Source organism: Tenacibaculum singaporense, assembly GCF_003867015.1.
GTDB lineage: Bacteria > Bacteroidota > Bacteroidia > Flavobacteriales > Flavobacteriaceae > Polaribacter > Polaribacter singaporensis.
On the sequence record NZ_CP032548.1, the window covers coordinates 3,015,732 to 3,040,335 of the forward strand.

General features: G+C 31.9%; 21 protein-coding genes. 8 read left to right on the forward strand and 13 right to left on the reverse strand.

The genetic code is table 11. The features are described 5' to 3' along the window. Positions 1 to 110: 110 nt before the first annotated feature. The 5 genes from mtaB to D6T69_RS13480 all read left to right on the forward strand — a co-directional run bounded on the left by mtaB (position 111) and on the right by D6T69_RS13480 (position 4,939). Positions 111 to 1,445: a tRNA (N(6)-L-threonylcarbamoyladenosine(37)-C(2))-methylthiotransferase MtaB gene (gene mtaB / locus D6T69_RS13460; protein WP_125068313.1), complete on the forward strand. Its 1,335-nt coding sequence runs from the start codon at positions 111 to 113 to the stop codon at positions 1,443 to 1,445. 355 nt (positions 1,446 to 1,800) lie between these two features. After that, entirely contained in the window at positions 1,801 to 2,547 is a 747-nt protein-coding gene (locus D6T69_RS13465; RefSeq protein ID WP_125068315.1) for a DUF6438 domain-containing protein, read from the forward strand. Beyond that, entirely contained in the window at positions 2,547 to 3,212 is a 666-nt protein-coding gene (locus tag D6T69_RS13470; protein ID WP_125068317.1) for an alpha/beta hydrolase, read from the forward strand. Before D6T69_RS13465 ends, D6T69_RS13470 begins: the two co-directional genes overlap by 1 nt. Positions 3,213 to 3,248: 36 nt before the next feature. Beyond that, a complete protein-coding gene (locus D6T69_RS13475; protein WP_125068319.1) occupies positions 3,249 to 4,151 on the forward strand; it encodes a lytic transglycosylase domain-containing protein in 903 nt (300 codons plus the stop codon). Positions 4,152 to 4,363: 212 nt separating this feature from the next. Then, positions 4,364 to 4,939, forward strand: a complete 576-nt coding sequence (locus tag D6T69_RS13480; RefSeq protein ID WP_047790475.1) for a helix-turn-helix domain-containing protein — start codon at positions 4,364 to 4,366, stop codon at positions 4,937 to 4,939. A 35-nt stretch (positions 4,940 to 4,974) separates the two neighbouring features. Here the strand turns inward: D6T69_RS13480 and D6T69_RS13485 are convergent, their stop codons facing one another. The 13 genes from D6T69_RS13485 to nadC form a co-directional block, all read right to left on the reverse strand. Next, a complete protein-coding gene (locus D6T69_RS13485; RefSeq protein WP_317125312.1) occupies positions 4,975 to 6,327 on the reverse strand; it encodes a hemopexin repeat-containing protein in 1,353 nt (450 codons plus the stop codon). Between the two features lie 3 nt (positions 6,328 to 6,330). Further along, a complete protein-coding gene (locus D6T69_RS13490; RefSeq protein WP_125068323.1) occupies positions 6,331 to 6,789 on the reverse strand; it encodes an alkaline phosphatase family protein in 459 nt (152 codons plus the stop codon). A 143-nt stretch (positions 6,790 to 6,932) separates the two neighbouring features. After that, entirely contained in the window at positions 6,933 to 7,598 is a 666-nt protein-coding gene (locus tag D6T69_RS13495; RefSeq protein WP_125068325.1) for a phosphonatase-like hydrolase, read from the reverse strand. 8 nt (positions 7,599 to 7,606) lie between these two features. Continuing rightward, on the reverse strand, positions 7,607 to 8,758 hold the full coding sequence (locus D6T69_RS13500) for a TIGR03364 family FAD-dependent oxidoreductase (RefSeq protein ID WP_125068327.1): 1,152 nt from the start codon (positions 8,756 to 8,758) through the stop codon (positions 7,607 to 7,609). Continuing rightward, a complete protein-coding gene (locus D6T69_RS13505; protein WP_125068329.1) occupies positions 8,748 to 10,010 on the reverse strand; it encodes a DUF5690 family protein in 1,263 nt (420 codons plus the stop codon). Before D6T69_RS13505 ends, D6T69_RS13500 begins: the two co-directional genes overlap by 11 nt. A 75-nt stretch (positions 10,011 to 10,085) precedes the next feature. Continuing rightward, the gene (locus D6T69_RS13510) at positions 10,086 to 12,941 is read right to left on the reverse strand and encodes a TonB-dependent receptor (protein ID WP_125068331.1); all 2,856 of its coding nucleotides are present in this window, start codon (positions 12,939 to 12,941) and stop codon (positions 10,086 to 10,088) included. 314 nt (positions 12,942 to 13,255) lie between these two features. Further along, positions 13,256 to 13,948, reverse strand: coding sequence for a GTP cyclohydrolase I FolE (gene folE / locus D6T69_RS13515; RefSeq protein ID WP_047790480.1), 693 nt, complete (start codon positions 13,946 to 13,948; stop codon positions 13,256 to 13,258). Between the two features lie 47 nt (positions 13,949 to 13,995). After that, the gene (gene hisS / locus D6T69_RS13520; protein WP_125068333.1) at positions 13,996 to 15,360 is read right to left on the reverse strand and encodes a histidine--tRNA ligase; all 1,365 of its coding nucleotides are present in this window, start codon (positions 15,358 to 15,360) and stop codon (positions 13,996 to 13,998) included. 116 nt (positions 15,361 to 15,476) lie between these two features. Next, positions 15,477 to 16,412: a YihY/virulence factor BrkB family protein gene (locus D6T69_RS13525; protein ID WP_125068335.1), complete on the reverse strand. Its 936-nt coding sequence runs from the start codon at positions 16,410 to 16,412 to the stop codon at positions 15,477 to 15,479. 122 nt (positions 16,413 to 16,534) lie between these two features. Beyond that, positions 16,535 to 16,912, reverse strand: a complete 378-nt coding sequence (locus tag D6T69_RS13530) for a four helix bundle protein (protein ID WP_073184801.1) — start codon at positions 16,910 to 16,912, stop codon at positions 16,535 to 16,537. 127 nt (positions 16,913 to 17,039) lie between these two features. Further along, positions 17,040 to 17,609: a pentapeptide repeat-containing protein gene (locus D6T69_RS13535; RefSeq protein WP_125068337.1), complete on the reverse strand. Its 570-nt coding sequence runs from the start codon at positions 17,607 to 17,609 to the stop codon at positions 17,040 to 17,042. Then, positions 17,610 to 19,712 (reverse strand): M3 family metallopeptidase, encoded by a 2,103-nt coding sequence (locus D6T69_RS13540; protein ID WP_125068338.1) that lies wholly within the window; start codon positions 19,710 to 19,712, stop codon positions 17,610 to 17,612. An 84-nt stretch (positions 19,713 to 19,796) separates the two neighbouring features. Beyond that, entirely contained in the window at positions 19,797 to 20,657 is an 861-nt protein-coding gene (gene nadC / locus D6T69_RS13545) for a carboxylating nicotinate-nucleotide diphosphorylase (protein WP_073184794.1), read from the reverse strand. An 806-nt stretch (positions 20,658 to 21,463) separates the two neighbouring features. On the opposite strand from nadC, the gene D6T69_RS13550 reads away from it, so the two are divergent. The 3 genes from D6T69_RS13550 (at position 21,464) to D6T69_RS13560 (ending at position 24,557) form a co-directional block, all read left to right on the forward strand. Next, complete coding sequence (locus tag D6T69_RS13550) at positions 21,464 to 22,051, forward strand: 2OG-Fe(II) oxygenase (protein ID WP_047790489.1); 588 nt, start codon at positions 21,464 to 21,466, stop codon at positions 22,049 to 22,051. A gap of 432 nt (positions 22,052 to 22,483) precedes the next feature. Continuing rightward, complete coding sequence (locus D6T69_RS13555; protein WP_125068340.1) at positions 22,484 to 22,954, forward strand: hypothetical protein; 471 nt, start codon at positions 22,484 to 22,486, stop codon at positions 22,952 to 22,954. 532 nt (positions 22,955 to 23,486) lie between these two features. Further along, positions 23,487 to 24,557 carry a DUF4297 domain-containing protein gene (locus D6T69_RS13560; protein ID WP_125068342.1) on the forward strand — a complete coding sequence of 357 codons (1,071 nt, stop codon included), beginning with the start codon at positions 23,487 to 23,489 and terminating at the stop codon, positions 24,555 to 24,557. Positions 24,558 to 24,604 lie beyond the last annotated feature (47 nt).

Below are 24,604 nucleotides of genomic sequence, written 5' to 3' on the forward strand. Positions count from 1 at the left end.
TGCAAACCCAAAACTGCTTTAAGCAGTAGTAGATTAAATAAACTATACGAACTTCTAAAAAATTAAAGACTTGTACAAGGCTTTTGTTTTTTATTTAGGATAGAGAAAAGATGAATGTAGATAAGAAAGTAGCTTTTTACACCTTAGGTTGTAAATTAAATTTTTCAGAAACCTCAACCATTGCCAGAAACTTTGTTAATGAAGGATTTGAGCGTGTTGAGTTTGAAGAAAAAGCAGATATATATGTTATAAATACTTGTTCGGTAACAGACAATGCTGATAAACGTTTTAAAAGTATTGTAAAATCTGCTTTGAAGAAAAATGAAGAAGCTTTTGTTATTGGTGTAGGATGCTATGCACAATTAAAGCCAGAAGAATTAGCTGCAGTTGATGGTGTAGATTTAGTCTTGGGTGCTACTGAAAAGTTTAATGTAACTAGCTATATTAACGATTTAACCAAAAATGATATTGGTGAAGTACATTCTTGTGAAATTGAAGATGCTGATTTTTATGTAGGTTCTTATTCTATTGGAGATCGTACTCGTGCTTTTTTAAAAGTGCAAGATGGTTGTGACTACAAATGTACTTACTGTACGATACCGCTAGCACGTGGAATTTCACGTAGTGATACGTTAGAAAACGTATTGAAAAATGCCAAAGAAATTTCTGAAAAAGGAATTAAAGAAATCGTTTTAACAGGAGTAAATATTGGTGACTACGGAAAGGGTGAATTCGGTAACAAAAAGCACGAACATACCTTTTTAGAGTTGGTACAAGCTCTTGATAAAGTTAAAGGAATTAATCGTTTACGAATCTCTTCAATTGAGCCTAACTTATTAAAAGATGAAACGATTGATTTTGTTTCCAACTCAAATACGTTTGTTCCTCATTTTCACATTCCACTACAATCTGGTAGTGATGAATTATTAAAGAAAATGAAGCGTCGTTACTTGCGAAAAGTATACACCGATAGAGTTGCAAAAATTAAGGAAGTAATGCCTAACGCTTGTATTGGTGTAGATGTTATTGTTGGTTTCCCTGGTGAAACAGATGAATTATTTTTAGAAACCTACAACTATTTAGCAGACTTAGATATTTCTTACTTACACGTTTTCACGTATTCTGAAAGACCAAATACTGAAGCTAACGAAATGGACGGGGTTGTTCCAAAGAAAACACGTGCAAAACGAAGTAAAATGCTACGCGGATTATCTGTTAAAAAACGTAGAGCTTTTTATGAAAGTCAGTTAGGTAACACGTTAACTGTTTTATTTGAAAGTGAGAACAAAGAAGGGTATATCCACGGGTTTACAGAAAACTATGTTAAGGTTAAAGCTCCTTGGAATCCTGAATTAGTAAATACATTACATACAGTTATGTTAACAAAAATTGATGAAGATGGTTTAGTTCGTTTTGATTTTGCGGATACTGAAGTTATTGCTTAATGTCTATACAACAATCTGCTTATATACTATCAATCTTTCTAATACTAGGTGCTTTATTTTTCCTATATATCTTAATTAAAGACAGAATAGAAATTATAAGAAGTATCAAACCTAAAAACCTTAAGTATTTTTTTGGCTACTATGAAAATACTAACCTAAGAAAATATTTACTATTGTTTCTTTCCTCTAGATACGATAATCCTCTTTATAAAATTATCCTAAATAGTTTTATGTTATTTATATGGGTGCCTTTTTGGGTTCTTGACAAAATATTCAGTCTAAATATTTTTGAAGATAAATAATAGTGTATTTTTATAGTCTAAATGAATTTTCACTCAATCAAAAAAACTCACCTATGAAATACTTACTATATTCTTTTTTAGCCTTAGGAATCTCTTGTGGTATTCCTAAAAAAAGTTCTGAAACCAAATTAACAGAGCCAACTGAAAAAGAAACAATTATTAAAGAAGAAGTTACTAAACCTATAGCTTCTCAAAATGAATTAATTGTTGTTCTTAAAAACGCTAAAAGTATTGATGATGTAAAATCACTTATAAAAAACAGCGGTTTAACTTGGAGTAAAATGGCTTATGAAACAGATGCTTCAAAAATAGGTATTGTTGAAGTCCCGGAAGGGAAACGTGATTTTTGGATTGATAAACTACAAGAAAGTGGTGAATTCAGGTTAATTGATGCTAACACAGAGGAAAAATTAACTAACATTATTTCCGAAGAAAAAAACAATCTTTTAAGAATTACTAAAACTCAATGTTTTGGTGACTGCCCAGTATATACTGTTTCTATTGATAAAGAAGGAAACGTTGTTTACAACGGAGTAGAATATGTACTTGTAAAAGGTATTCAGAAATTTACGCTTTCTGAAAAACAACTACAAGAGTTAAACAAAAAACTTACTAAAAAGGATTTTAAAAGTTTTAAAGACGCTTATAACAATCCTAGAATACCTGATTTATCTAGTACCTATATAGTTCATGATGGAAAACAAATTTTAATTCGTTTATGGAAAGATATTCCTGATGAACTTATTGATATACATGAATATATAGATGGTATTTTATTAGATAAAAAGTTTATTGAATAATGCCTAAAACTCACTTATATTTTGTTCCTGGTTTAGCTGCCAATACCAAAATATTTGAGCGTATTTCTTTACCAGAGGAACATTTTGAATTACACTTTTTAGATTGGATGTTTCCAACATCTATCGATGAAAGTATTCAAGACTATGCGCAAAGACTATGTGCTAAAATTCAACATAAAAACCCTATCTTAATTGGGGTCTCTTTTGGAGGAATTATCGTACAAGAGATGAGTAAAATTATTGATTGTAAAAAAATAATTATAATTTCTAGCGTTAAAAACAATAAAGAGTTTCCCAAACGTTTTAAATTAGTACAAGTAACAAAAGCCTATAAACTTTTCCCTTCAAAAGTTATTTCAAATATTGAAAGTTATGAACGCTACTTTTTTAATGATTATTTAAAAAAACGAGCTGAGTTATACAAAATATATTTATCCATAAGAGATAAAAAGTATTTGCAATGGGCTATATACAACGTATTACATTGGGAACAAGAAAAATCGATTCCTGGGATAATACATATTCATGGAAAAAAAGACGAGGTTTTTCCTATAAAGTATATCAAAAACGCAATTGAAGTTGAAAATGGTACACATGTGATGATACTGACCAAGTCAAAAACTATTTCTGAAATATTAAAAAAGGAATGTTTTTTGATGGATTAATACCATTACACAACTTGACAAAAACTAAAAGAACAAATGAACAAATCAATCCGTTTCTTATCTATCTTAACTATAGTATTTGTTGGAATTTTATTTACCAATACTATAAGTAAATCAAACGAACCTACCATTAAAAATGTGGCAGAAAGCTATGAGGTTAAAGCTTTAAAACTACCTAACGATTTAAATTTAGCTGGAGAACGAGTTCCTATTGAAAAACCAGACATTAGAGAACGAATGGATCGCGAGCTTTTAGTAAACACCTATTGGCAATCTAATGGATTGTTACTAATAAAACGTGCTAATAAATACTTTCCTATTTTAGAACCTCTACTAGAAAAATATGGCTTACCTGACGATTTTAAGTTTTTAGCCTTGGCTGAAAGTGGGTTTATTGATGAAACTTCACATGTAGGAGCTGCTGGTATGTGGCACTTTATGAAACAAACAGGAAGAGAATATGGATTAGAAATTAATAGTAATGTTGATGAACGTTATCATATAGAAAAATCTACCAAAGTAGCTGCAGAGTATTTAAAAAAATCAAAAGAACGTTTCGGTTCTTGGACACTTGCTGCTGCTGCTTACAATGCAGGTAATTATGGTATTTCTAAACGCTTGGATACGCAAGGGGTAACTAGTTATTATGACGCTTTACTACCAGATGAAACTGAACGTTATGTGTTTAGAATTTTAGCCTTGAAAGAAATTATTTCAAACCCTAAGGAATACGGTTTTGTTTTTGACCAAGAAGATTTATATACCCTACCAGAAACCTATACCGTTAAAGTAGATACTGCTATTAGTAATATCGCCTTATTTGCTAAAAAATTCGGAACTACCTACAAAGAGCTTAAACTACATAACTCTTGGCTAAGAGAAAACAAATTAAACAACCGTAGTGGAAAATTATACGAAATTAAAATCCCCGTTAAATAGTGAAAAAAGTACTTCCTTTTGTATATTTATTCATAGGTATATTTATTTTAATTAGTACATTTTCTATCTTTTTTCAAAAAAGAGAGGTGTACAGACTTTTATTCAGCTTTACTACCGAAAACCAATATATTTTTTTACTCGTTAGAGTATTATTTGCTTCTTGGTTTATAGTGGATGGCGTTAAAAAACTAAGAAAAAACCAGTAAGTATTTATGGATAATTTTTTAATTGGAATAGGAAAACGAATTAAAGAAATTAGAAAAAAGCAACATATTACTATCAATACTTTAGCAACCAATGCACAAGTAAGTAATGGTCTAATTTCAAGAATAGAAAACGGAAGAACCATTCCATCTTTACCTGTTTTATTAGAAATTATAAGTGCTTTAGAAATAGATGCCAGTACTTTTTTTGAAGGGGTTGAGAAAAAAACCGGTTCAAAATATATTCATATAAAAAAAGAAGAGCAGCAATTAATAGAAAAAGAAGTAGAAGCTGAAGGGTTTACGTATTATCAAATTTTTGGTAAAAGTTTAAATGCCGTTGGTTTTGAAGCTGTTTTATTAACTGTATCTCCCAACTCTAAAAGAGAAAAGGTAATTACTGATGCCTGGGAGTTTAAATACATTATGAGTGGTGAATGCACCTATCTTATCGATAATGTTGAAGTTACAGTTAAAGAAGGTGACTCTTTGTATTTTGACGGAAGGCTTCCTCATGTACCTGTTAATCGAACTCAAACACCTTGTACCATGTTGGTCCTATATTTTTATTCAGAAAATAATTAAGTAGGGTGCTCATACACCCTACTTATTTTACCCTTTTAGTTTTTTAATCCAGGCCAAGTGCTATTGTTAACCTCTTTAGGATAACCTGACACTGCACTATCTGTTGATTTGTTATACTTAATGTATGTATTATCATCAAGGAAGAAATAACAATAAGTTACACCCCAATCTACAGCTGCTGTAATCTTTGTTGCGTAATCTCCTAACCCTGGCCAGCTTCCATTAGTAATAGCTGCAGGATACCCAGAATCTACAGAGTCATTTGTTATACTATATCTTATATAAGTTCCATCATTTAAAAAGAAATAAGCTTTACTATTATTTCTTTTAAAAGCTGCCACAATTTTATCCTTGTATGGTTCCAACCCAGGCCAATTTCCATTTGTTATGTTTGCTGGATATCCCAAATCTACAGAATCATTATTCATATCGTAACGCAAATACCTTCCATCTTTTAAGAAAAAATATCCTTTATGATTATGCCATTTAAAAGCTGCACTAATTAAATCTTTATACGCCCCTAACCCTGGCCAAGTACTATTGTTTACTTCTTTTGGGTAACCATCATCAGACTTATCTAACAGTTTGTCATAACGTATGTAACTATTGTCACTTCTAAAAAAATAAGCTCTATTGTCTGCAAAATCATTCCAATCTAATCCTGCTATTATTTGAGAATTATTATAAGCTACAGAACCTGTTTGCCCATCAAGTAATAAGGTGTAATTAATACTTCCATCAGAATTGTTAGCATCGGTAAAATACCCTTGTGAAGCAGGTACCGTTGCTACGTATGCATTGTTTTTATAAACATCAACATTATTAGACGCATTAGAACTCCAATAAACTGTATTGGTATTTTGCATCATTACCTTCCTAGCACCTACATTCCCTACTAAAGAAGTACTATTTAATTGCCATTCTTTTTGAATCGGGATATTTAAGTGAGTTAAGATAGAGGGAACGATTGCTGTTTGTGCAACATGACCGTAAATTCCTCCAAAATCTTGATTTGGCACATTTGAAACATATGAATTAAATTCATCGTTTCCTTCTTTGTTCATTCCTACAAAAATTGTTTTTTCTTGCGTTGTTTGTCCTCCATGATTAAATCCACCAAAACCTCTTCCGTGATCTGTTACTACTAATATTAACCAATCTTCGTTCGTTCTTTTTTCTACCTCAGCTACAATTCTACCGAACTGTTCGTCTGCTTTGGTAATAGCATTATTATAAGCACTACCAAAACCTAACGAATGCCCTACACCATCTACATCATCAAGATGCACAAAAACCACGTCTGAATTTTCATTATTAATTGCATGAATGGCTCCTGTGACTGTATTTTCATCTCCTCCACTTTTTGAGTGGTAATCAATATAGTTCAGTTGCTATCTAAAAAAATCATGAATAGGCCCCCAAGTAACAACACTAGCTGTTTTTAGTCCTGAATTTGATTCTTTAATTAATTGAAAAACACTTTTCGCTTTCGAAATATGAGAAGTATTGTTGTCTGTAACTCCGTGTTTGTTTACCCAAACACCCGTTAAAATAGTTGACCACCCCGGTCCGCTACTTGTTTTTTGTTCAGAAGAAGTATTATCGATTCCTCCTGCATACCCTTTTACAATTTTCAGCTTATCTAAATTTGGAGTGGAAGTTCCTGCAATTTTCTCAAATTGGATTCCATCAAAGCCTACAACAAGTACCTTTTTCTTTAAAGAAGACTTTGTTTGTCGTTCTAGTTTTCCTTGTTTTTTGGATACCTCATCCAAGTTGTTCTCTTGACAGCTCGACAATGCGAACAATAAAATTAAAGCGCTTAGCTTTACTAAATAATTGGTTTTCATTTTAAAAAAGTTTACTAATAGTTAATTTATTAATCAAAAATACACTATTAGTAAACTTTTAACTTGTTGTTTTCGAGTCTTAATACAAAGATAAATTAGCTAACATTAAATATATATTTAGCAAACATATCATTTACATTTTATTAAACTAACTCACTTAAAGACAACAAAATATAATCTGGTTTCTGAGCTTCTAACTGTTCTTTTGTTTGCGCTCCTGATAAAACACCGATAGTTACACCACAATTTGCATTTTTACCTTCCTCTATATCAATGGCTGAATCTCCTGCTTTTAAAACAAACCTAGCATTAGTTATATTAAATGCTTCCATTGCTTTATGTATCATTTCTGGATGAGGACGTCCTTTTTCTACGTCAGAGGCTGTTAATAACATATCGTAATGTATATTCTTATCCCATGCTAATTTTTCTAACAGCTTTTCTGCTACTTGTCTATTATAGCCCGTATTTAAAACTACTATTATTCCTTTTTGTCTTAAATTAAGCAATACATTCTCTACGCCTTTTATAGGCTTTACTTCTAAGTTTTCATAAGCTTCATCCAGCATTCTTTTGAACTCTTCAAATATTGCTTCAGACTCCCCTAGTTTATTTGACTTGAATTCAACTAAAACATCTTTTATTGCTTGATGTTTTTCTTTTCCTGCTCCTATTCTTAAAACGGTATTTAAATCAACTGCTACTCCGTGTGCATTTAATGCTTTATGTAAGGTTTTATACACTACATTTTGCTCATCTACTGTTGTTCCTGCCATATCAAAAACAACCATTTTAATATTTTCTAACATCTATTTACTTAAAATAATTTATTAATACTTTCTTTTGAAAAGCCTGCGCTACCTGTCATTCCTTTTCCTCCAATTCCTGTTACAATGTATATATTTTCTCCTACCGAATGTTCGAAAAGGTCTTTGGTTTTACATTGGCTATAAAATCCTGCCCAACGATGTTGGATTTCGTACGTTGGTAAATCGATAATTTTTTTAGCTTCTTGAATCATGAAGTTATCTATGTCTTCATTCAAGTCAAATCCAAGATCATCTATATTTTTTGCCGTTGCATATTCGTGTGAATCACCCAAAATAACAGAACCGTCCGTTGCTTGCTTAAATAAAATGTGTACTCCGTATTTTTTCTCAAACGAATTCGGGTCTTCTTTAGCTTTTATTGTATTCCACGAAGCACATTCTTCAAAAGCTTCGTACCTTCTAATTGTTAACCCTGTTAAAATAGACCCGTCTAGTTGATAATTCTTCTGTGGTTTTGTTTGCATCATTTGTAACTTCGATACTATTAAATCACTTTCATTATATATTGACGGATACAATGTCTTAAAATCACTTCCGTTGCAGACGATTACTTTTGACGCCAATAATTCTTCGGAATTTGAAGTCAATACAGATACTCCCCCGTTAACATTATTTGTAGCAATCACGTAAGTATTATAGTGTATTGTTACATTCAATTCTTTTTTCATGAACTCATGTAAACGAAGAATCATAACTCTAGGCTCCACAGTTACTTCTTCAGGAAAAAACAACCCTGCTTTACAATAATCACTACGCAAGCCAGCATATTTATCTAAACATTGTTCTTTGGTTAATAGTTGTGAAGTATAGCTATTATTCTTATTAATTTGATGCAATTCTTCTATTAACTGAACTTCTTCTTCGTTTGATGCGATATATACAGTTCCGTTTTGACGTATGGAAACATCAAACTGTTCTTGAATTTCTTTATAAATAGCTAAACTTTCTCTTCCATAGTTTTGCCATTTTTGATTCATCCCTGAAGGTACTACTTGTCCGAAATTACGAACGGTAGCTCCTTGTGGCTTGTTATCTTTTTCTAAAATAGCTACTGACAGCCCTTTCTTTGCAGCATGATAGGCATGAAAAGTTCCTAGAACTCCGCCTCCAACAACAATAAGGTCATATTTATGATTCATATACCAATTGATTAATTTTTTGTTCTTTGTTTTTTTTAGCTTTAAAAAAGTAAAAGCTATATAGTGTTATAAGTATTCCTATAAATGCTAAAATGTAAAGTGCGTATGTAAAAAAGCTTAGCCATGAAATATCTCCTTTTCCGAAGTTTTTATATAAAAGAATTAATATACTTCCTAAGTAACCAAAAGCATCAGCTATATAGATTAAGAATCCTACATTTCCGTTTATTTTAAAAGTAGCTATCATGCGGTCGAAAAATATTCCGTTAAAAGGCACATAGCAACTATACAATCCTAAACCAGAAATAATCATCCACGTTAATGCTGAAATTTCGTTGTATTGAAATAAATAAGTACTAATAATCACTGCCAAACACGATACAAACAACACATAATGATAGTAAACAAATGCTTTGTAGTTTTTGCTAATACTTCCTATTACTCCTAAAATAATGAGTACAATAATGGCTATAGGAATTTCTGAAATACTATAAATTGAAGCATCTTTGTACCCTAAAGAGTCCCAGATTTCTCGGGCAAAGTTGTCTCTAAAATCTCTTAATGCTGTGAGTAGCATAAAAAAGAAAACGATAAGTATTAAAGGTCCTGAAAATTCTTTGAATAACTTTTTTCTTCCTGCTGAATCTAATGGTTTACGTACTACTTTAAGTCGTGTATCTTCTTCTGTTGGTTTGGGTAACTTCTCTAGTAACCAAGCAAAAAATATTAAAGGAATTATAAAAAACAGTCCCGTTATAAAAGGCATCCAATATTCGTTAAATCCAAAGCTATCCAACACTATTTTTCCAACTGATTTTACAGCTCCTGAAGAAACTATAAAACTTGAGGACAAGATTACTCCTAATAGTTCTGTGGCTTTTCTTCCTTCTAAATAAGAAAACACAATTCCCCAAACCATACCTAAAGGCAACCCGTTTAAAAACAGGAATAAGATATTGTAGGGTGCGGGAGTTATAGCAAAACCTAATAAGCTTACTTCTGCAAATAGAATAAAGCTAACTAAAGCTAGCATCCTTTTACCTGATTTCATTTCAGAAATGACTTTAATTCCTATAAACTTTGATAATGTATACCCCACTACTTGGGCTATTATCAAGAGAATTTTATAATCAATTCCCCAAAAACTTTCATCGGCAAAAGTGGCTACTGTAAATGGCTTTCGAAAAGCGTACATACAAAAGTACGTACCGAAAGCTGCTATAGAGGCTCTTGCTATAAATCTTATATTCATACTAACTTTTTTAATAATGCAAGCCCTCATAAAAATGAGAGCCCACATTGCATTTATAAACAGAAAACAAGTTTATTACAGGTTATACTTTACACCGATGCTTCCTTTTATCCCGTAGAACTCTACTTGCTTAGGACGGTCTTCAGTTTTTCCATAATGATAGATTAAGGGATTGTTTAATAGGTTATTTACATCTGTAAAAATGGTCCAGTTTTTACCTATTTGATATGAGGCTGAAAAATCTAGTGTGTTATATTTTCCATAGTAAATGTCATCGATATCTCTTTCTCCAAACCCAATTGCATAGCTTCCTTTATGGTTATAGGCTAATCGTGTGTTAAACCCTCCTTTTTCAAAGAATAACTGTGCATTAAATAAAGTGTTAGCTTGGTATGCAATAGATACTTTTCTTCCACTTGGTTTTGTCATTTCAGAATCCATAAACGTTGCATTTAACTGAGTTCCGAAGTATTGTAAGAACCCAGGTAAGAAATCAAATCGTTTGTTAATTCCTAATTCTATACCACCAATCCAAGCGTCTGCTCCATTTACAGGTGTACTAAACTCTACTCCTGTATTTCCGTTGTAAGTACCCTGGTACGTATCGTTGAATACAGGATCGGTAATTGATTTATAGAAAATACCTGCATTTATTACTCCTACATTTTTAAAGTAGTACTCTCCTAATAAGTCAAAGTTCCATGAGAATGTAGGATTTAAGTTTGGATTCCCTCCTTTAAACTCGTTATCAAATGAGATGAAGGTACCTCCTGGAGCAATATCTCCAAAGTTTGGCCTTGAAAAACTTCTTGTTGCTGCAAAACGAATGTTTAAGTCAGTTTTTGGAGAGTATTTTACATGTAACATTGGTAATACTGCCCAATAGTCTTTTACATTTCTTACAGCATTTAATTGGCTTTGATCAGCATCCCAAACATATCCATTTACCTCTGTTTCTGTTTTGGTAGCTCGTAAACCTCCCAATACCGTGAATTGATCTGATAATTTTAAGATTCCCATTCCATAGAATGATAAATGAGTTTCATCTACATTAAAGTTTCTTCCTAAACCTCCACCGTTCTGTAAAATTTCTGAATCTCCTTCTAAAACACTTAAGTTGTTTTTATTGTTTTTCCAGAAGTTTACCATTCCTTGTTCTGATAATACTGGTCCGAAAGTAGACTGAATATTAGACCCCATTTCGTTTAAAAAATCAGTTCTCCCTGGTTGTTCTATAATATTTTTAGAGTAATCTGACAAGTTAGGTGTTGTTCCTGCGTTTGCTTCATCCCAACCATAATACACGTCCTCAAACTTAGCTCTACGATCTTTATCTCTAAACTTAGTACCTACTTTTATTTTAAAGTTGTTATTAAAAGTATGCTCATAGTTTAAAGACGCTACAATATTGTCACGCTCTATAATTGATATTTTATACAACTCTAAATCTGCAAATGACATTTGAGATGCATCCATTTTAAATGAAGGATCACTAAAGAAACCAAATAAAGCATCTGTATCGTTATAGTCTAACAATCCACCATCTGCTTTCCAGTAAGCTCTATCGTCTCCTGCTCCACCAGCTGCTTCTGGTCTATTCTGTATATATTCAGGTTTCATTCCTACGCCATCTTGCTTAAACTTCACTACATAGTAGCTCTTGTCTTGCTCTGTTGGAATTCCTCCGTATCTAAACTCATTATTATAATTAGCTATACTCCAATCAAACTTTCCATTACCTGTAATATGTCTACCTCCTATTTCACCACCAATCATTTCAGTAATTAGTTCATTGTAGATGTTTTGTAACTCAACTCTTGCTGTGTTTGTTCCTGAATCAAACTTATCAAAACGTACTCTGTGCTTATAATGTGTTTCGGTATCTGACAATGTTCCGTACACTCCTCTAAAGTGCATTTTATGCTCTGGTGTAAAATTATACTCCATCGCTCCGTTTAACCCTTTGGTTATTCTTACACCGTTGTAATCTCTTAACTCCATTCTAAATACCCCTTCATCACCTTTTCTTCTCGCTTCAAAATTGTCCGTTCCCCAGTTTCTATTCCAATATGAACCATTTACAATAAATCCAAACTTTCCATCTTTACTTCTGTTTCCATACGTTAATGAAGCATTGTAAATAGGAGCTCCAGATTTCTCGTTATATCCTCCACCAACATTTACGTTTAAAACTCTTTTTGCTGGTGCTGTCTGTGTAATAAAGTTTACTCCTCCTCCAATACCATCAGCTTCCATATCTGGTGTGTATGCTTTTGCTGCTTGTACATAAGAAATTAAATCGGAAGGAAAGAAATCGAAAGCCGTTGCTCTTGAAGTCGTTTCTTCTTCTGCGGTAGGAATACGATTTCCGTTAATTGTTGTAGAAGCCCAGAATGGTGGCAATCCACGAACTGATACAAAACGTCCTTCTCCTTGATCTCTTTCAATAGATAATCCTTGAATACGTTGTACCGTTTCCGCTGCATTTCTGTCTGGTAACTTTCCTATTCCATCTGCTGCAATTACATTCATTATACTCATTGATTTCTTTTGAATACTCAATGCTCTTGCTTCACTGTTTCTTCTTCCTGAAGAGGTAATAATTACTTCTTCTAAATTTTGGTTAGATGATACTAACGTAATTACGCCTACATTTTTTTTAACATTCGTGTTAATTGAAACTCTTTTTGTTTCAAAGCCTATGTATGATATCTCCAAGGTTACTTCCCCTTTTTTAACATTAGACAACACAAAATTCCCATCAAAATCTGTGTTAACACCTTTTGTTGTTCCTGACAACATAACACTAGCACCAGGCAAAGGATAATTTCCATCATTTACTATTCCAACAATAGTAGCCCCCTGACCTAAAGCTGCACTACATGTAAAAAGAACAAATAGTGAACTTAGTAAAAGTTTAAAATTATTCATTGGTTTATTATTTACAATTATTAAAATTAATATTGCAAATCACTAAATTATTTTACTATTTGTAAACTTTTAAACATTAAGAAAACTTTTACGAATTGCTATTATAGCGTAACAGAATTGTTAACACCAAAGGTTTTAGTTTTAACTAAACGTAAACAATACTGTTTTTCAACCAGTTGAGAACTAATTTAGGTATGGATACAAACAAAAAACGCTCAACCTTAGTTGAGAGTTCTCTTGTTATACTTTTTTACTAGAAGTAAAAAAAGCGCATTCTTTCGAAAGCGCTTTTAAATTTATTTACAACTTATTTTCTATTGAAAGTCAGTGTTTAATTTTATGTAATCTAAGAATTCACGTTTGGTTTCTTTGTTTTTAAATGCTCCACCAAACTCAGCAGTTACTGTACTACTTTCAATATCTTTAATTCCTCGTGAGTTAACGCATAAATGTTTCGCATCTATAACACAGGCAACATCTTGTGTTCCTAATGCTTCTTGCATTGCTTGTACTACTTGCATTGTTAAACGCTCTTGTACTTGCGGACGCTTAGCATAATACTCTACAATACGATTCATCTTAGATAAACCGATTACTTTACCATTTGAAATATACGCAACGTGAGCTCTACCAATAATTGGTAATAAGTGGTGCTCACATGTTGAATATACAATAATGTTTTTTTCAACTAACATTTCACCATACTTGTATGTATTGTCAAATGTTGATGCCTTTGGTTTGTTTTTTGGGTTTAACCCCATAAACAACTCATTTACGAAAGCTTTTGCAACTCTTTTAGGAGTACCTTGCATGCTATCGTCTGTTAAGTCCATTCCTAGAGTTTCAAGAATTTCTTTAACACTTTCTTGAATTCTTTCTATTTTTTCGTCGTCAGAAATATCGAAAGCATCTGCACGTAAAGGTGTTTTAGCCGACGTAGCAATGTGGTTCTCTCCTATTTCGTCAATTCTATCGTCATTCATTTTGTTGTTGTTCACTTCAAACATTTCTATCTAAAATTAGTAGGGCGCAAATTTACAACATTGTTGGTAATTTACTGCACTTTATTTATCAATTCGTCTAAAGAACAAGTAGTTTGCTCTCCTGTAGACATATTTTTAACAACAAGCGTACCGTTTTCAACAGTTGTAACTACAAACTCTATTTCTCTATTTGTAGCATACTTCCATTGCTTTTTTTGCTGGTTGTTACTGCTTGCCACATCTGGATACATTTCTGACTTAATATTGTTTTGTCTTAATGCTTTTATGGCTTTTATTTTATCTAAACTCTCGTTTTCGTCAAAGTTTAAGAACAATACTTTTGGTTTTGGCAATTCTACTGCTTCAAACAGTCCTAATTCTTCCATCACCAAGTAAATTCTATCCAATCCGAAAGATATTCCTACTCCAGAAACATCTTTTAAACCGAAAATACCTGTCAAGTCGTCATAACGACCTCCACCACCAATAGAACCCATTTTTACACCTTCAGGTGCTGCTACTTCATAAATAGCACCTGTGTAATAGTTTAATCCTCTAGCTAAGGTTACATCTAATTCTAAGCTTGCTGAATCTAGCCCAATACTTTCTACATTATCAACCACAGTTCTTAAATCGGCCACTCCTTGCAATCCTTCTTCCGACCCTTGTAACATAGCCTCTAAAGAAGCTAACTTATCTTGATTACTTCCTGAAAAGTTAAATAACGGATCCACTTTTTCAATGGCTTCAGCAGAAATTCCTTTCTCCAACATCTCCTTAACCACACCGTCTTTTCCTATTTTATCTAACTTATCTAAAGCCACTGTAAAATCAATCAATTTGTCTGATGCTCCAATTACCTCAGCTATTCCAGACAAGATTTTTCGGTTATTGATTTTGATAGTCGTACCATTTAATCCTAACTTACTAAAAACGGTATCATATAATTGAACGAATTCAACTTCTTGCCATAGTGAAGTACTTCCTACTACATCAGCATCACATTGATAAAACTCACGGAAACGTCCTTTTTGAGGTCTATCAGCTCTCCAAACTGGTTGAATTTGGTAACGTTTAAATGGAAATGTAATTTCGTTTTGGTGTTGTACTACGTAACGTGCAAACGGTACTGTTAAGTCGTAGCGCAATGCTTTTTCAGAAATTTTCGACGTAACTTTTTGACTGTTTTTATCTGCCAATAAGTTTTCATCTACTTTCTTTAAATAATCACCAGAATTCAAGATTTTAAAAATCAATCGATCCCCTTCTTCTCCATATTTTCCCATTAATGTAGAAGAGTTTTCAAAACTTGGCGTTTCAATAGGTTGAAATCCGAAATTTTCAAACGAATGTTTAATCGTATTAAAAATATAGTTTCTCTTTGCTACTTCCGTTGATGAAAAATCTCTTGTTCCTTTTGGGATTCCTGGTTTCATATTCTTTTAATTATCATTTATCAATTACCAGTAATCAGTTTATGATTGTTGTTAATTGACAATTGTTTATTGTTCTATTTAGCCTGCAAATATCCGAAAAAATATGAAGAAAAATGTTATTTAACTCTCGCTTTATTTTTACGTTTTAAACGATAAATTGTAGCATTTAACTCAAAGCCTAGGAGAAGAATAATTGCGTTTAACCACACAAAAAGCATTAAAATTAACAGGGTACCAATTGAACCGTATAGTTGGTTGTATTGCGCAAACTTTACTACATAAATTCCAAATAAGTAAAAAGTAAACATAGATACTACGGTAGTTAAAATAGCACCTGGTGAAAAGAATTTTACTTCTTTCCCTTGTTTGGTTCCGTATCTAAAAAGTAGCGATACAATGGTAAAAATCATTACTAAAAACAAGAAACCTCTTCCGTAGTAAAACAAATCTAAATCTCCTGTATTTAGCCATCCTATTTTATGGATTCTTGTTAGCGCTATTTGATAAAAAATAATCAATGTTACCGTTACAATTAAGAAGAAAGACATGAGTAATGATACCGCTAAGGAAACAAAATAAGCTCTAAAAACGCTTCTCATTTCTGTTACATGGTAAGAATATTCGAATCCACCAAATATCGCGTTTACACCATTTGTCATTAAAAAAATAGAGGCTAAAAAACCGAATGATAACAATCCTCCGTACTGATTGTTAATAATATCTTTTATCACAAAATCTACCGCTTCAAAGGTTTTTGGTGGTAACGCTTCTTGCATTAAAGAGAGTAGTCCGTCTTGGAACCCATCAATTGGAATGTATGGGATGAGTGTTAAAATGAATAATAAGAATGGAAAGATTGCCATAAAGAAACTAAAAGCAATACCTCCTGCCCTTGTTGTTAATGCTCCTTTTACAATACCGATAACATACATTTCGAGTACATCATACAAAGACATTCCTTCTAACCCTGGAATTTTAATTTTCTTTCCAAAGGCTACGAGCCAGTTAATTACTGGAATCTTCTCAAGGCTTTCTTCTATCTGTTTAGTCATTTTCTTTTTAGTTGCAAAGTGTTTCTAGTTTCAGAGATTTTAAGTTACAAAGTCTTTTTGGTTGCAAAGTGTTTCTAGTTTCAAAGATTCTAAGATGCAAAGTTTTTTTAGTGGCATAGTTTTTATCGTTTTTCCTTTAGCTTTCTTATTAAACTTGATAGCATTCTTTCAATCTCTCTTGATTCCTCATAAAGTCTGTCAAAAGATTCCTTTGAAATATACTCTAAGTTTGAAGAAATTTCAAGTTGCGTTTGTAATTCAAACAGCGAAGCTATTCCAATATTTAAAAAGCGAATAAAATCTCCTAAACTTTGTCTTCCAAACCCTTCAGAAATATTACTTGGTACTGAAACTGCGCTTCTTCTCATTTGTGAAGTTAGTCCAAAAACTTCTTCCTTAGGAAAATTATTAGATATTTTATAAACCTCTGTTACAAAACCCATCGATTTTTGCCAAACCAACAAATCTCTGAATGTTTTTATACGTGTTTTCTCTTTCATTTTATACTTTTCTTTTTCACTTTGCTTCTATAACTCTTAGAAACTTTGCCTCTTTCTAACTTTACTTCTCTGCTACCTTCTAACTTCATTCCTCAGCATCTTTGCTACTTCAATAACCCCAACCACATTACTCCACCACAATATCATATTTATATAACAATCCTACAATATTCTCATTAGAAAATTTTGCTTTTTTAATGCTATTATTTTCAGGATCGATTGCAAAATTAGTGGCAGTTGTAAGGTCTGCTTTTTCTAAATTCGTCTGCTCAAAAATTGCTCCCTTTAAATCACAATCTTTAAAGAGACCTCTACTTAGGTCAGCTTCAACAAAATCTACTTCTTGCAAATTACAACTTATAAATTTTGTAGTAGGAATTTTTAATTGGTAAAAAGAAGATAAGTTTAATTGGCAGTTATGAAAGCTCATTTCTAGCAAAAAGTTGTTGCATTCATTAAACTTTACCCCAACCATTTTACAGTTTTCAAAAGTGCAATCTTTAAAAAAAGTGTGGTTTACCACTGTATTACTAAAATTACAGTTGATAAACTCACACTCTAAAAATTCAATATTAGAAGCATGTACGTTCTCGAAATTGCAATTCTCAAACGTACAGCTGTCATATTCTCCTTTGTTGATTTTTGTTAGTGTAAAATCAACTTTTGTAAATGTTTCGTTGTCAAAGAAATCATTCATTTATTGTAGTCCTCTCGCTTTTAACATTGGTTCAGCTTGCGGGTCTCTTCCTGCAAAAACTCTATACATTTCTGCATAGTCCATCGTGTTTCCTTTCGATAAGATTTGTTCTCTAAACTTCTGACCGTTTTCTCTGGTTAACAATCCGTTGTTTTTAAACCAATCGTAGGCATCGTGACTTAACATTTCTGTCCATAAATACGAGTAGTACCCTGCAGCGTATCCTCCGCTAAAAATATGTGCGAAATATGTTGAACGGTATCTTGGTGGTACCTCATCAATCTTTAACTTCATTTTAGCTAATGCTTCTTCTTCAAATTTAGCTACATCATCAATGTTCGTATCTGCTGATATGGTGTGCCATTGCATATCTAAATTAGAAGATGCTAAGTTTTCTATAATTGAATATCCTTGATTGAACGTTCCTGCATTCTTAATTTTTTGTAATAAGGCATCTGGAATCACTTCTCCTGTTTTATAATGTAAAGCATAGTTATTTAACACCTCTGGATGTGTTGACCAGTTTTCATTGAACTGCGATGGAAATTCTACAAAGTCTCTTGCCGTACTTGTTCCTGAAATTGATGCATATTTTTGATTTCCGAATAAACCGTGTAATGCATGTCCGAACTCATGGAAGGTAGTTTCTACATTATCAAAGCTGATTAATGCTGGTTCTCCTTCTGCTGGTTTTGGGTAGTTACAAACGTTGTAAATTACTGGTTTTTGTCCTCTTAATTTCGATTGCTTTACAAAAGCTCCCATCCACGCACCACCGCGCTTACTGTCTCTTGCAAAGAAGTCTCCGTAGAACAATCCTAACTTGCTTCCGTCTTCTTCAAAGATTTCATACACTACTACATCTGGGTGATAAGTAGGAATATCGGTACGCTTTTTAAAGGTGATTCCGTATAATTTTGTAGCCGCATAAAACACACCTTTTTCTAATACGTTGGTTAACTCAAAGTATGGTTTTACCTCGTCTTCATTTAAGTTGTATTTAGACTTACGTACTTTTTCAGCAAAATGATTCCAATCGTATGGTGCTAAAGTAAAATCGTTTCCTTCTTTATTGATTTCTGCTTGAATTTCTTTCGTTTCAGCAGCTACTTTTGATAACGACCCAGGAATTAATCCGTTGAACATTTCAAATACTTTATCTGGTGTAGATGCCATTGTTCCTTGTAAACTCCAGCTTGCAAAGTTGTCAAAACCTAAGATTTGCGCTTTCTTAGCACGTAACAAAGCCATCTTTTTTACTAAGTCGCTTGTGTTATACTCACCTGCATCAGTTCTGTGAATTGATTTTTCAAACAATTCTTTACGAACTTCTCTATTCTCTAAAGTTTGTAATAAAGGTTGTTGTGTAGTATTAATCAGTTGGATTTCATACTTACCGTCTTTCTCTAAACCTTTAATTGTTTCTTCTGAAAGTCCTTTTAACTGTTCTTTACCGGTAACAGTTAACCCTCCTTTTTTACTCGCGTCTAATAACTTTTTTCCGAAGTCGTTAGATAAACTTGCTAATTCTGCATTGATTTCTTTTAACTCGTTTTTCTTTTCTTCAGATAAGTTAGCTCCTGCTTTTACAAACTTTTTATACTGTTCTTTAACCAAGTGCTTAGATTCCGCATCTAACTCTAGACGTTCTAAATTGAAATATATGAATTTAATTCTTTCAAATAGTTGCGTATTTAGCAAGATTTCATCGTTGTGTTTAGAAAACTTTGGTGCTAATTCTTTTTGATTGTCTTTAATTGTATCGTTTGTATGTGCTCCTGCTAAAGCGTAAAAAACAGCCGTGGCATTGTCTAACATTTTACTACTTTCTTCAAAAGCGATAATTGTGTTTTCAAATGTTGGTGCTTCTGTATTTGCTATAATTTTAGCTATTTCTTCATTTTGAACTTCCATACCTTTTAAAATTGCAGGCATAAAGTGTTCGTTCTTTATTTTAGTAAAATCTGGTGCTCCAAAGTCTAAAGAACTTTTTACTAATAATGGATTTTCTACCATGTTTGAAGTGGTTTCTTTTTTAGTTTGCTCTGTTTTACACGACATAGCTACTACTAGCGTTGCTATGAGTAATAGTTGTTTTTTCATAAGTTTTGGCCTTTATTATTCAAATAAAGTGAACGTAATTACCTGTTAAGATTACTTCGTTTCACTCGTAATGACGATTCTTAATTAATCAACAGCTTTTAAGCTTAAATCCATATTGTATACTGAATGTGTTAAGGCTCCAGACGAAATAAAATCAACCCCACACTCTGCATATTCTCTAATGGTCTTTTCATTGATTCCTCCAGAAGATTCTGTTAAACATTGCTCTCCTATCATAGCTACCGCCTTACGGGTATCTTCATAATTAAAGTTGTCTATCAAAATTCTGTACACACCTTCGTTTTGTAAAATCTCTTCAATTTCTTCTAGGCTACGTGCTTCTACAATAATTTTAATATCCAATCCTTTTTCTGCTAGGTACTTTTTGGTTTTGGTAATTGCTTGTGTAATTCCGCCAGCAAAATCAATATGATTGTCTTTAATCATTACCATATCGTATAAAGCAAATCGGTGATTTTCACCGCCTCCTATTTTTACCGCCCATTTTTCTAAAGCACGAATTCCTGGTGTGGTTTTACGAGTATCTAACACCTTAGTTTTGGTTCCTTCTAACAAATTGGCAAAAAACTTAGTTTTGGTTGCAATAGCACTCATACGTTGCATTGCGTTTAGTACCAAACGTTCTGCCATTAAAATAGACTGTGATTTTCCTGATACATAAAAAACAATATCTCCGTACTTTACAGGTGATCCATCATTAATCAACGTTTCAACTTTTAAATCGGCATCTACATAGTTAAACACCATTTTAGCAAATTCTACTCCAGCTATTATACCTTCGTCTTTTACTAATAATTTTGCTTTTCCTGTTGCATCGGCAGGGATGCATGATAATGATGTATGGTCTCCATCTCCTATATCTTCTCTAATAGCATTTGCTATAATTAAATCTAACTCTTTATTAAATTGTTCTTGTGAAATCATAGTATTGAATTGTTGAGGTAAAAATACAATTATTTTTAGTTCTCTGTTTTGAGTTTACTGCTTATTGTTGTGTAATTTTTACCGTTTCTTTACTAACAAAATTCTAAACCTGTAACAGGTTGTTTTTCATTTTCTACTACTTTGTGTGTATGGTATGTGTTTGGTTTATTTTTAGCGTATTATCTTACACTTTTTACATCGTACATTTTGAAAAAACTCTGTCAATTCGAGTGAGTTTTATGATTGAAATGAGTAAAATTTGTATCGAGAATAAGAGTTATAGTGTTTAGATTAGTTCTCGATATTATTTTTCGTACCTCAAAATCACTCGAACTGACAGTTTCCTATATTCTTGTCTCTAAAGGCATCAACTGGTTTAATCTATTCGTTTTCTTTGCTTATCCAAAGAAAAGAATCAAAAGAAAAGACACTTTTTCTTAGGAATTTTTCAGTTTTCACTGAAAACCATTTGTCAAACTTTGCGTTGTTTTTTTCATTAAAAAAACAACTGAATTTCAAAGCTTTGACTGCATTATTCTTGAGAAAAAGAGTTATTGCGTTTAAATTAGTTTTCGATACTATTTTTCGTACCTCAAAATCACTCGAACTGACAGTCTCTTATATTCTTGTCTCTAAAGGCATCAACTGGTTTGACACTCTTGATTTATTTTCTTGCTTTTACGACTGTTTTTTACTCCTTCTTGTTTGTTTTTTATATTTTGCTATCTAAATACTAACCGAATTTTAAAACTTACGTGTTGTAAAGATTAAGAAATTTTCTTTCAACTTATAACTACTCTTATATCATGGCTATAAACTATCCTTTTGGTCTTCCGTTAAAACATAATTTTGCTGAATTTGTACACTACAACGGATTATTTCTTCCACATGAAACGGATAGAATTTTAAATTTATGGAGTGAGAATCAAAAAATTAAGGCTACGCTTAGCGGATCTGACACTTATGATGATGAGCTTAGAAAAAGCGATGTGATGTTTATTGAAAATACGCCTGAAACTGAATGGATTTACAACCGACTAGCGGGGTTGGCTATTCAGTGTAATAATGAACGATATTGGTTTGATTTATTGGGTTTTCATAACAATTTGCAATTGGCTAGCTATACTGAGGGTGATTTTTTTGATTGGCATTTGGATTTTGGTGCAGGTGAAATTTCTGATAGAAAACTGAGTATTTCCATGCAGTTATCTGACCCTGATGAGTATGAGGGTGGTGATTTACAGTTTATGCTGAATCAAAAAATTGTAAGTGCTCCCAGAGAGAAAGGTACCATCATTGTTTTTCCTTCTTTTATGATGCATCGTGTTACTCCTATTACCAAAGGGGTTCGTAAGTCTATTGTGGGTTGGGTTGCGGGACCTCCGTATAGATAGTGATTAGTTTTTAGTTTTTAGTTTTTAGTTATTAGTTGTTAAGAGTTCGTGATTTATTTCTATATAAAGTTCTTATGGTGTTACGGCAGTTGCCTTTGATAAAAAGGTCTGTGCCGTGGTGTCTGCGGAGCATGCCGTGATATTAGCGACCCGTGCCGTGGTGTCAACGGAGCACGCCGTGATATTAGCGACCTTGACAACTACACCTAAAGTCGTTAATGACACGTAACACTACTTTTATTACTTAAATAATTGAGCTTATGGGATTCCGTAAGAATGTATGCATACTTTGTGTTAGGTTCGCAGAAATTTATATTATTAATTAACAAATAACAGTAACTCGTTTTAAGAACTTTATAATACTCCTTGCTTTTGTTGGGGTAAATGATTTGAAGTTTGGGGTATAATGAGTTGTATTAATTAGACAAAAAAATGGAATTTAGAAATTCTAAAGATGCGTTGTTCTTTTTTTTAAGAGAGAAAAAAAAGTCTATTTTTTTAAGTAATGAATTAGGTATAATAATGATTATGTTGAGTTGTCTCCTTTGGCTTCTATCCTTCCATTTTAGTTATCAATTTTTGTTTTTCACAATAGCTATTCAAATTTCTTTCTTGTGTATTGGTTTTAAAATGATTTCGACAGAGAAATATAGACAATTAGAGGCTATAAATATGATTAAAAAAATTAATATTAAAAATAAAGATAGAGAAATATATTTTAATAAGATGTTTGAAAAGCTTCTCAGAGAGTATTCTTCTAAAGAAAAACATTTTGAAGAGAATCCAAAAAAACAAATAGAAATAATATTAAAAAAATTGAATAGTCTAAAACTAAATAGAACTGAAAAAACTGAATTAATTAATATGTTAAACTATTTTCTGTATAAACATTATGTTGGATAGTATTTTTGCATTTTTCATTAGACAACCCAGTTTAGGGAAAATTAAATTAGCATTATTTCCAATATTAATTGGAGGCCTAAGTTTAGACTGGTTTATTAAATATGATTTTGAAAGGAATCAATTTGAAGTCTCATCAGGTTCTGATGAAATATTGATTTCTATTTTGATGATAATTGTTTTTGTAATTATAATTTTCGCGAATCTATGGGATAGACATCGTGAAAGAAAAATTAATGACAAGAAAATAGAATTACTTAACAATCCAAATATTAGTGAAAAGATAAAAATGGAAATCTTACGTCAAATTAGCTGATAAAAATAAAACAGGTTTTATTACCTAAATAGTTGAACTTATGGAATTCCGTAAGAATGTATGTACTCTTTCTATTGGGTTCGCAGGGATTTATATTATTAATTAACAAATAACAGTAACTCGTTTTAAGGACTTAATGATTTCACTTGCTTTTGTTGAGGTAAATGAATTGAAGTTTGGGTATTATGAGTTGTATGCAATACGAAACAAAAAATCAATATGAGTACAAAAAAGAAAAACCCACTACTAGCTACACAAAGAGAAAAAGCGGGTTCTGAAACTTTTGAAAAATACTCTTATCAATATCATTGGGCATTATATCGGGTTTTAAATAATCATATTAAAACTGATGAATATGCTGTATTTATTGAACTTCACGAAGATGTTGTTATAAGTGACTCTTTAGATTCTTCAAAAGCTAAATTTGAATTTAATCAAGTCAAAACAACAAAAGGAAAATTAACCACATATCAACTAGTTCATAAGAAAAAAAATAACAAATGTGTATTAGGAAAACTAATAAGTAGTGGTTTTGAAAAGCCTTTTAAAGATAAAATATCTGAATTAAATTTAGTGGCTCTCAATGACTTCTCTCTTGACCTTAAAAAAAAAGGATTAAAACTTAATAAAATAACGTTAGACGACTTATCTAATACTCAATTTAAAGAATTAGAAAACGCTATAAAAAGAGAAATGGATATTTCAGCATTGCCTTCTAATATTCAATTTATCGTTCCTGAATTATCTGAAAGGAATTTTCAAAATGACGTGATAGCTTCAATTGCTAAACTTGTTTCTAATTTATTTCCTAATTCTCATTCTAGTCCTGTGGAAATATATCGATTATTAATTGACGAAGTTAACAGAAAAGGTAAAGTAACCTACGACTATACCAAATGGGATGATTTACTATCTAAAAAAGCTTTAACATCTATAACTGTAACAGAGGTAATTAATGCTTTTACAAGTATTAAGGACGAAAACAAAGTTGAAATCGAATTTTACTCAATCTGTTCTGAATTAGGACTTAATTCCATAAAATCAAAATTACTAAAACGTTCATTCAACAGATACCGAACTAAAAGAATAAGTAATAGTAGTACTCTTCAAATTGATACTACTAATTTTATTACTCAACAAATTCAAATCAACTTAGATAAAGAAATTGATGTTTTAGAAACATTAATTGAAAATGTAAAAAACCATATCCCTAAAAAACTCTTAAGACAATTTAATAACGAAACTGAAATAAAAAGTGCAATAATTTGTGAATATATAATGATGTCTTAAATGAGTAAAGAAAATTTTAAAATACTAATAAGAAACTTAAGAACTGT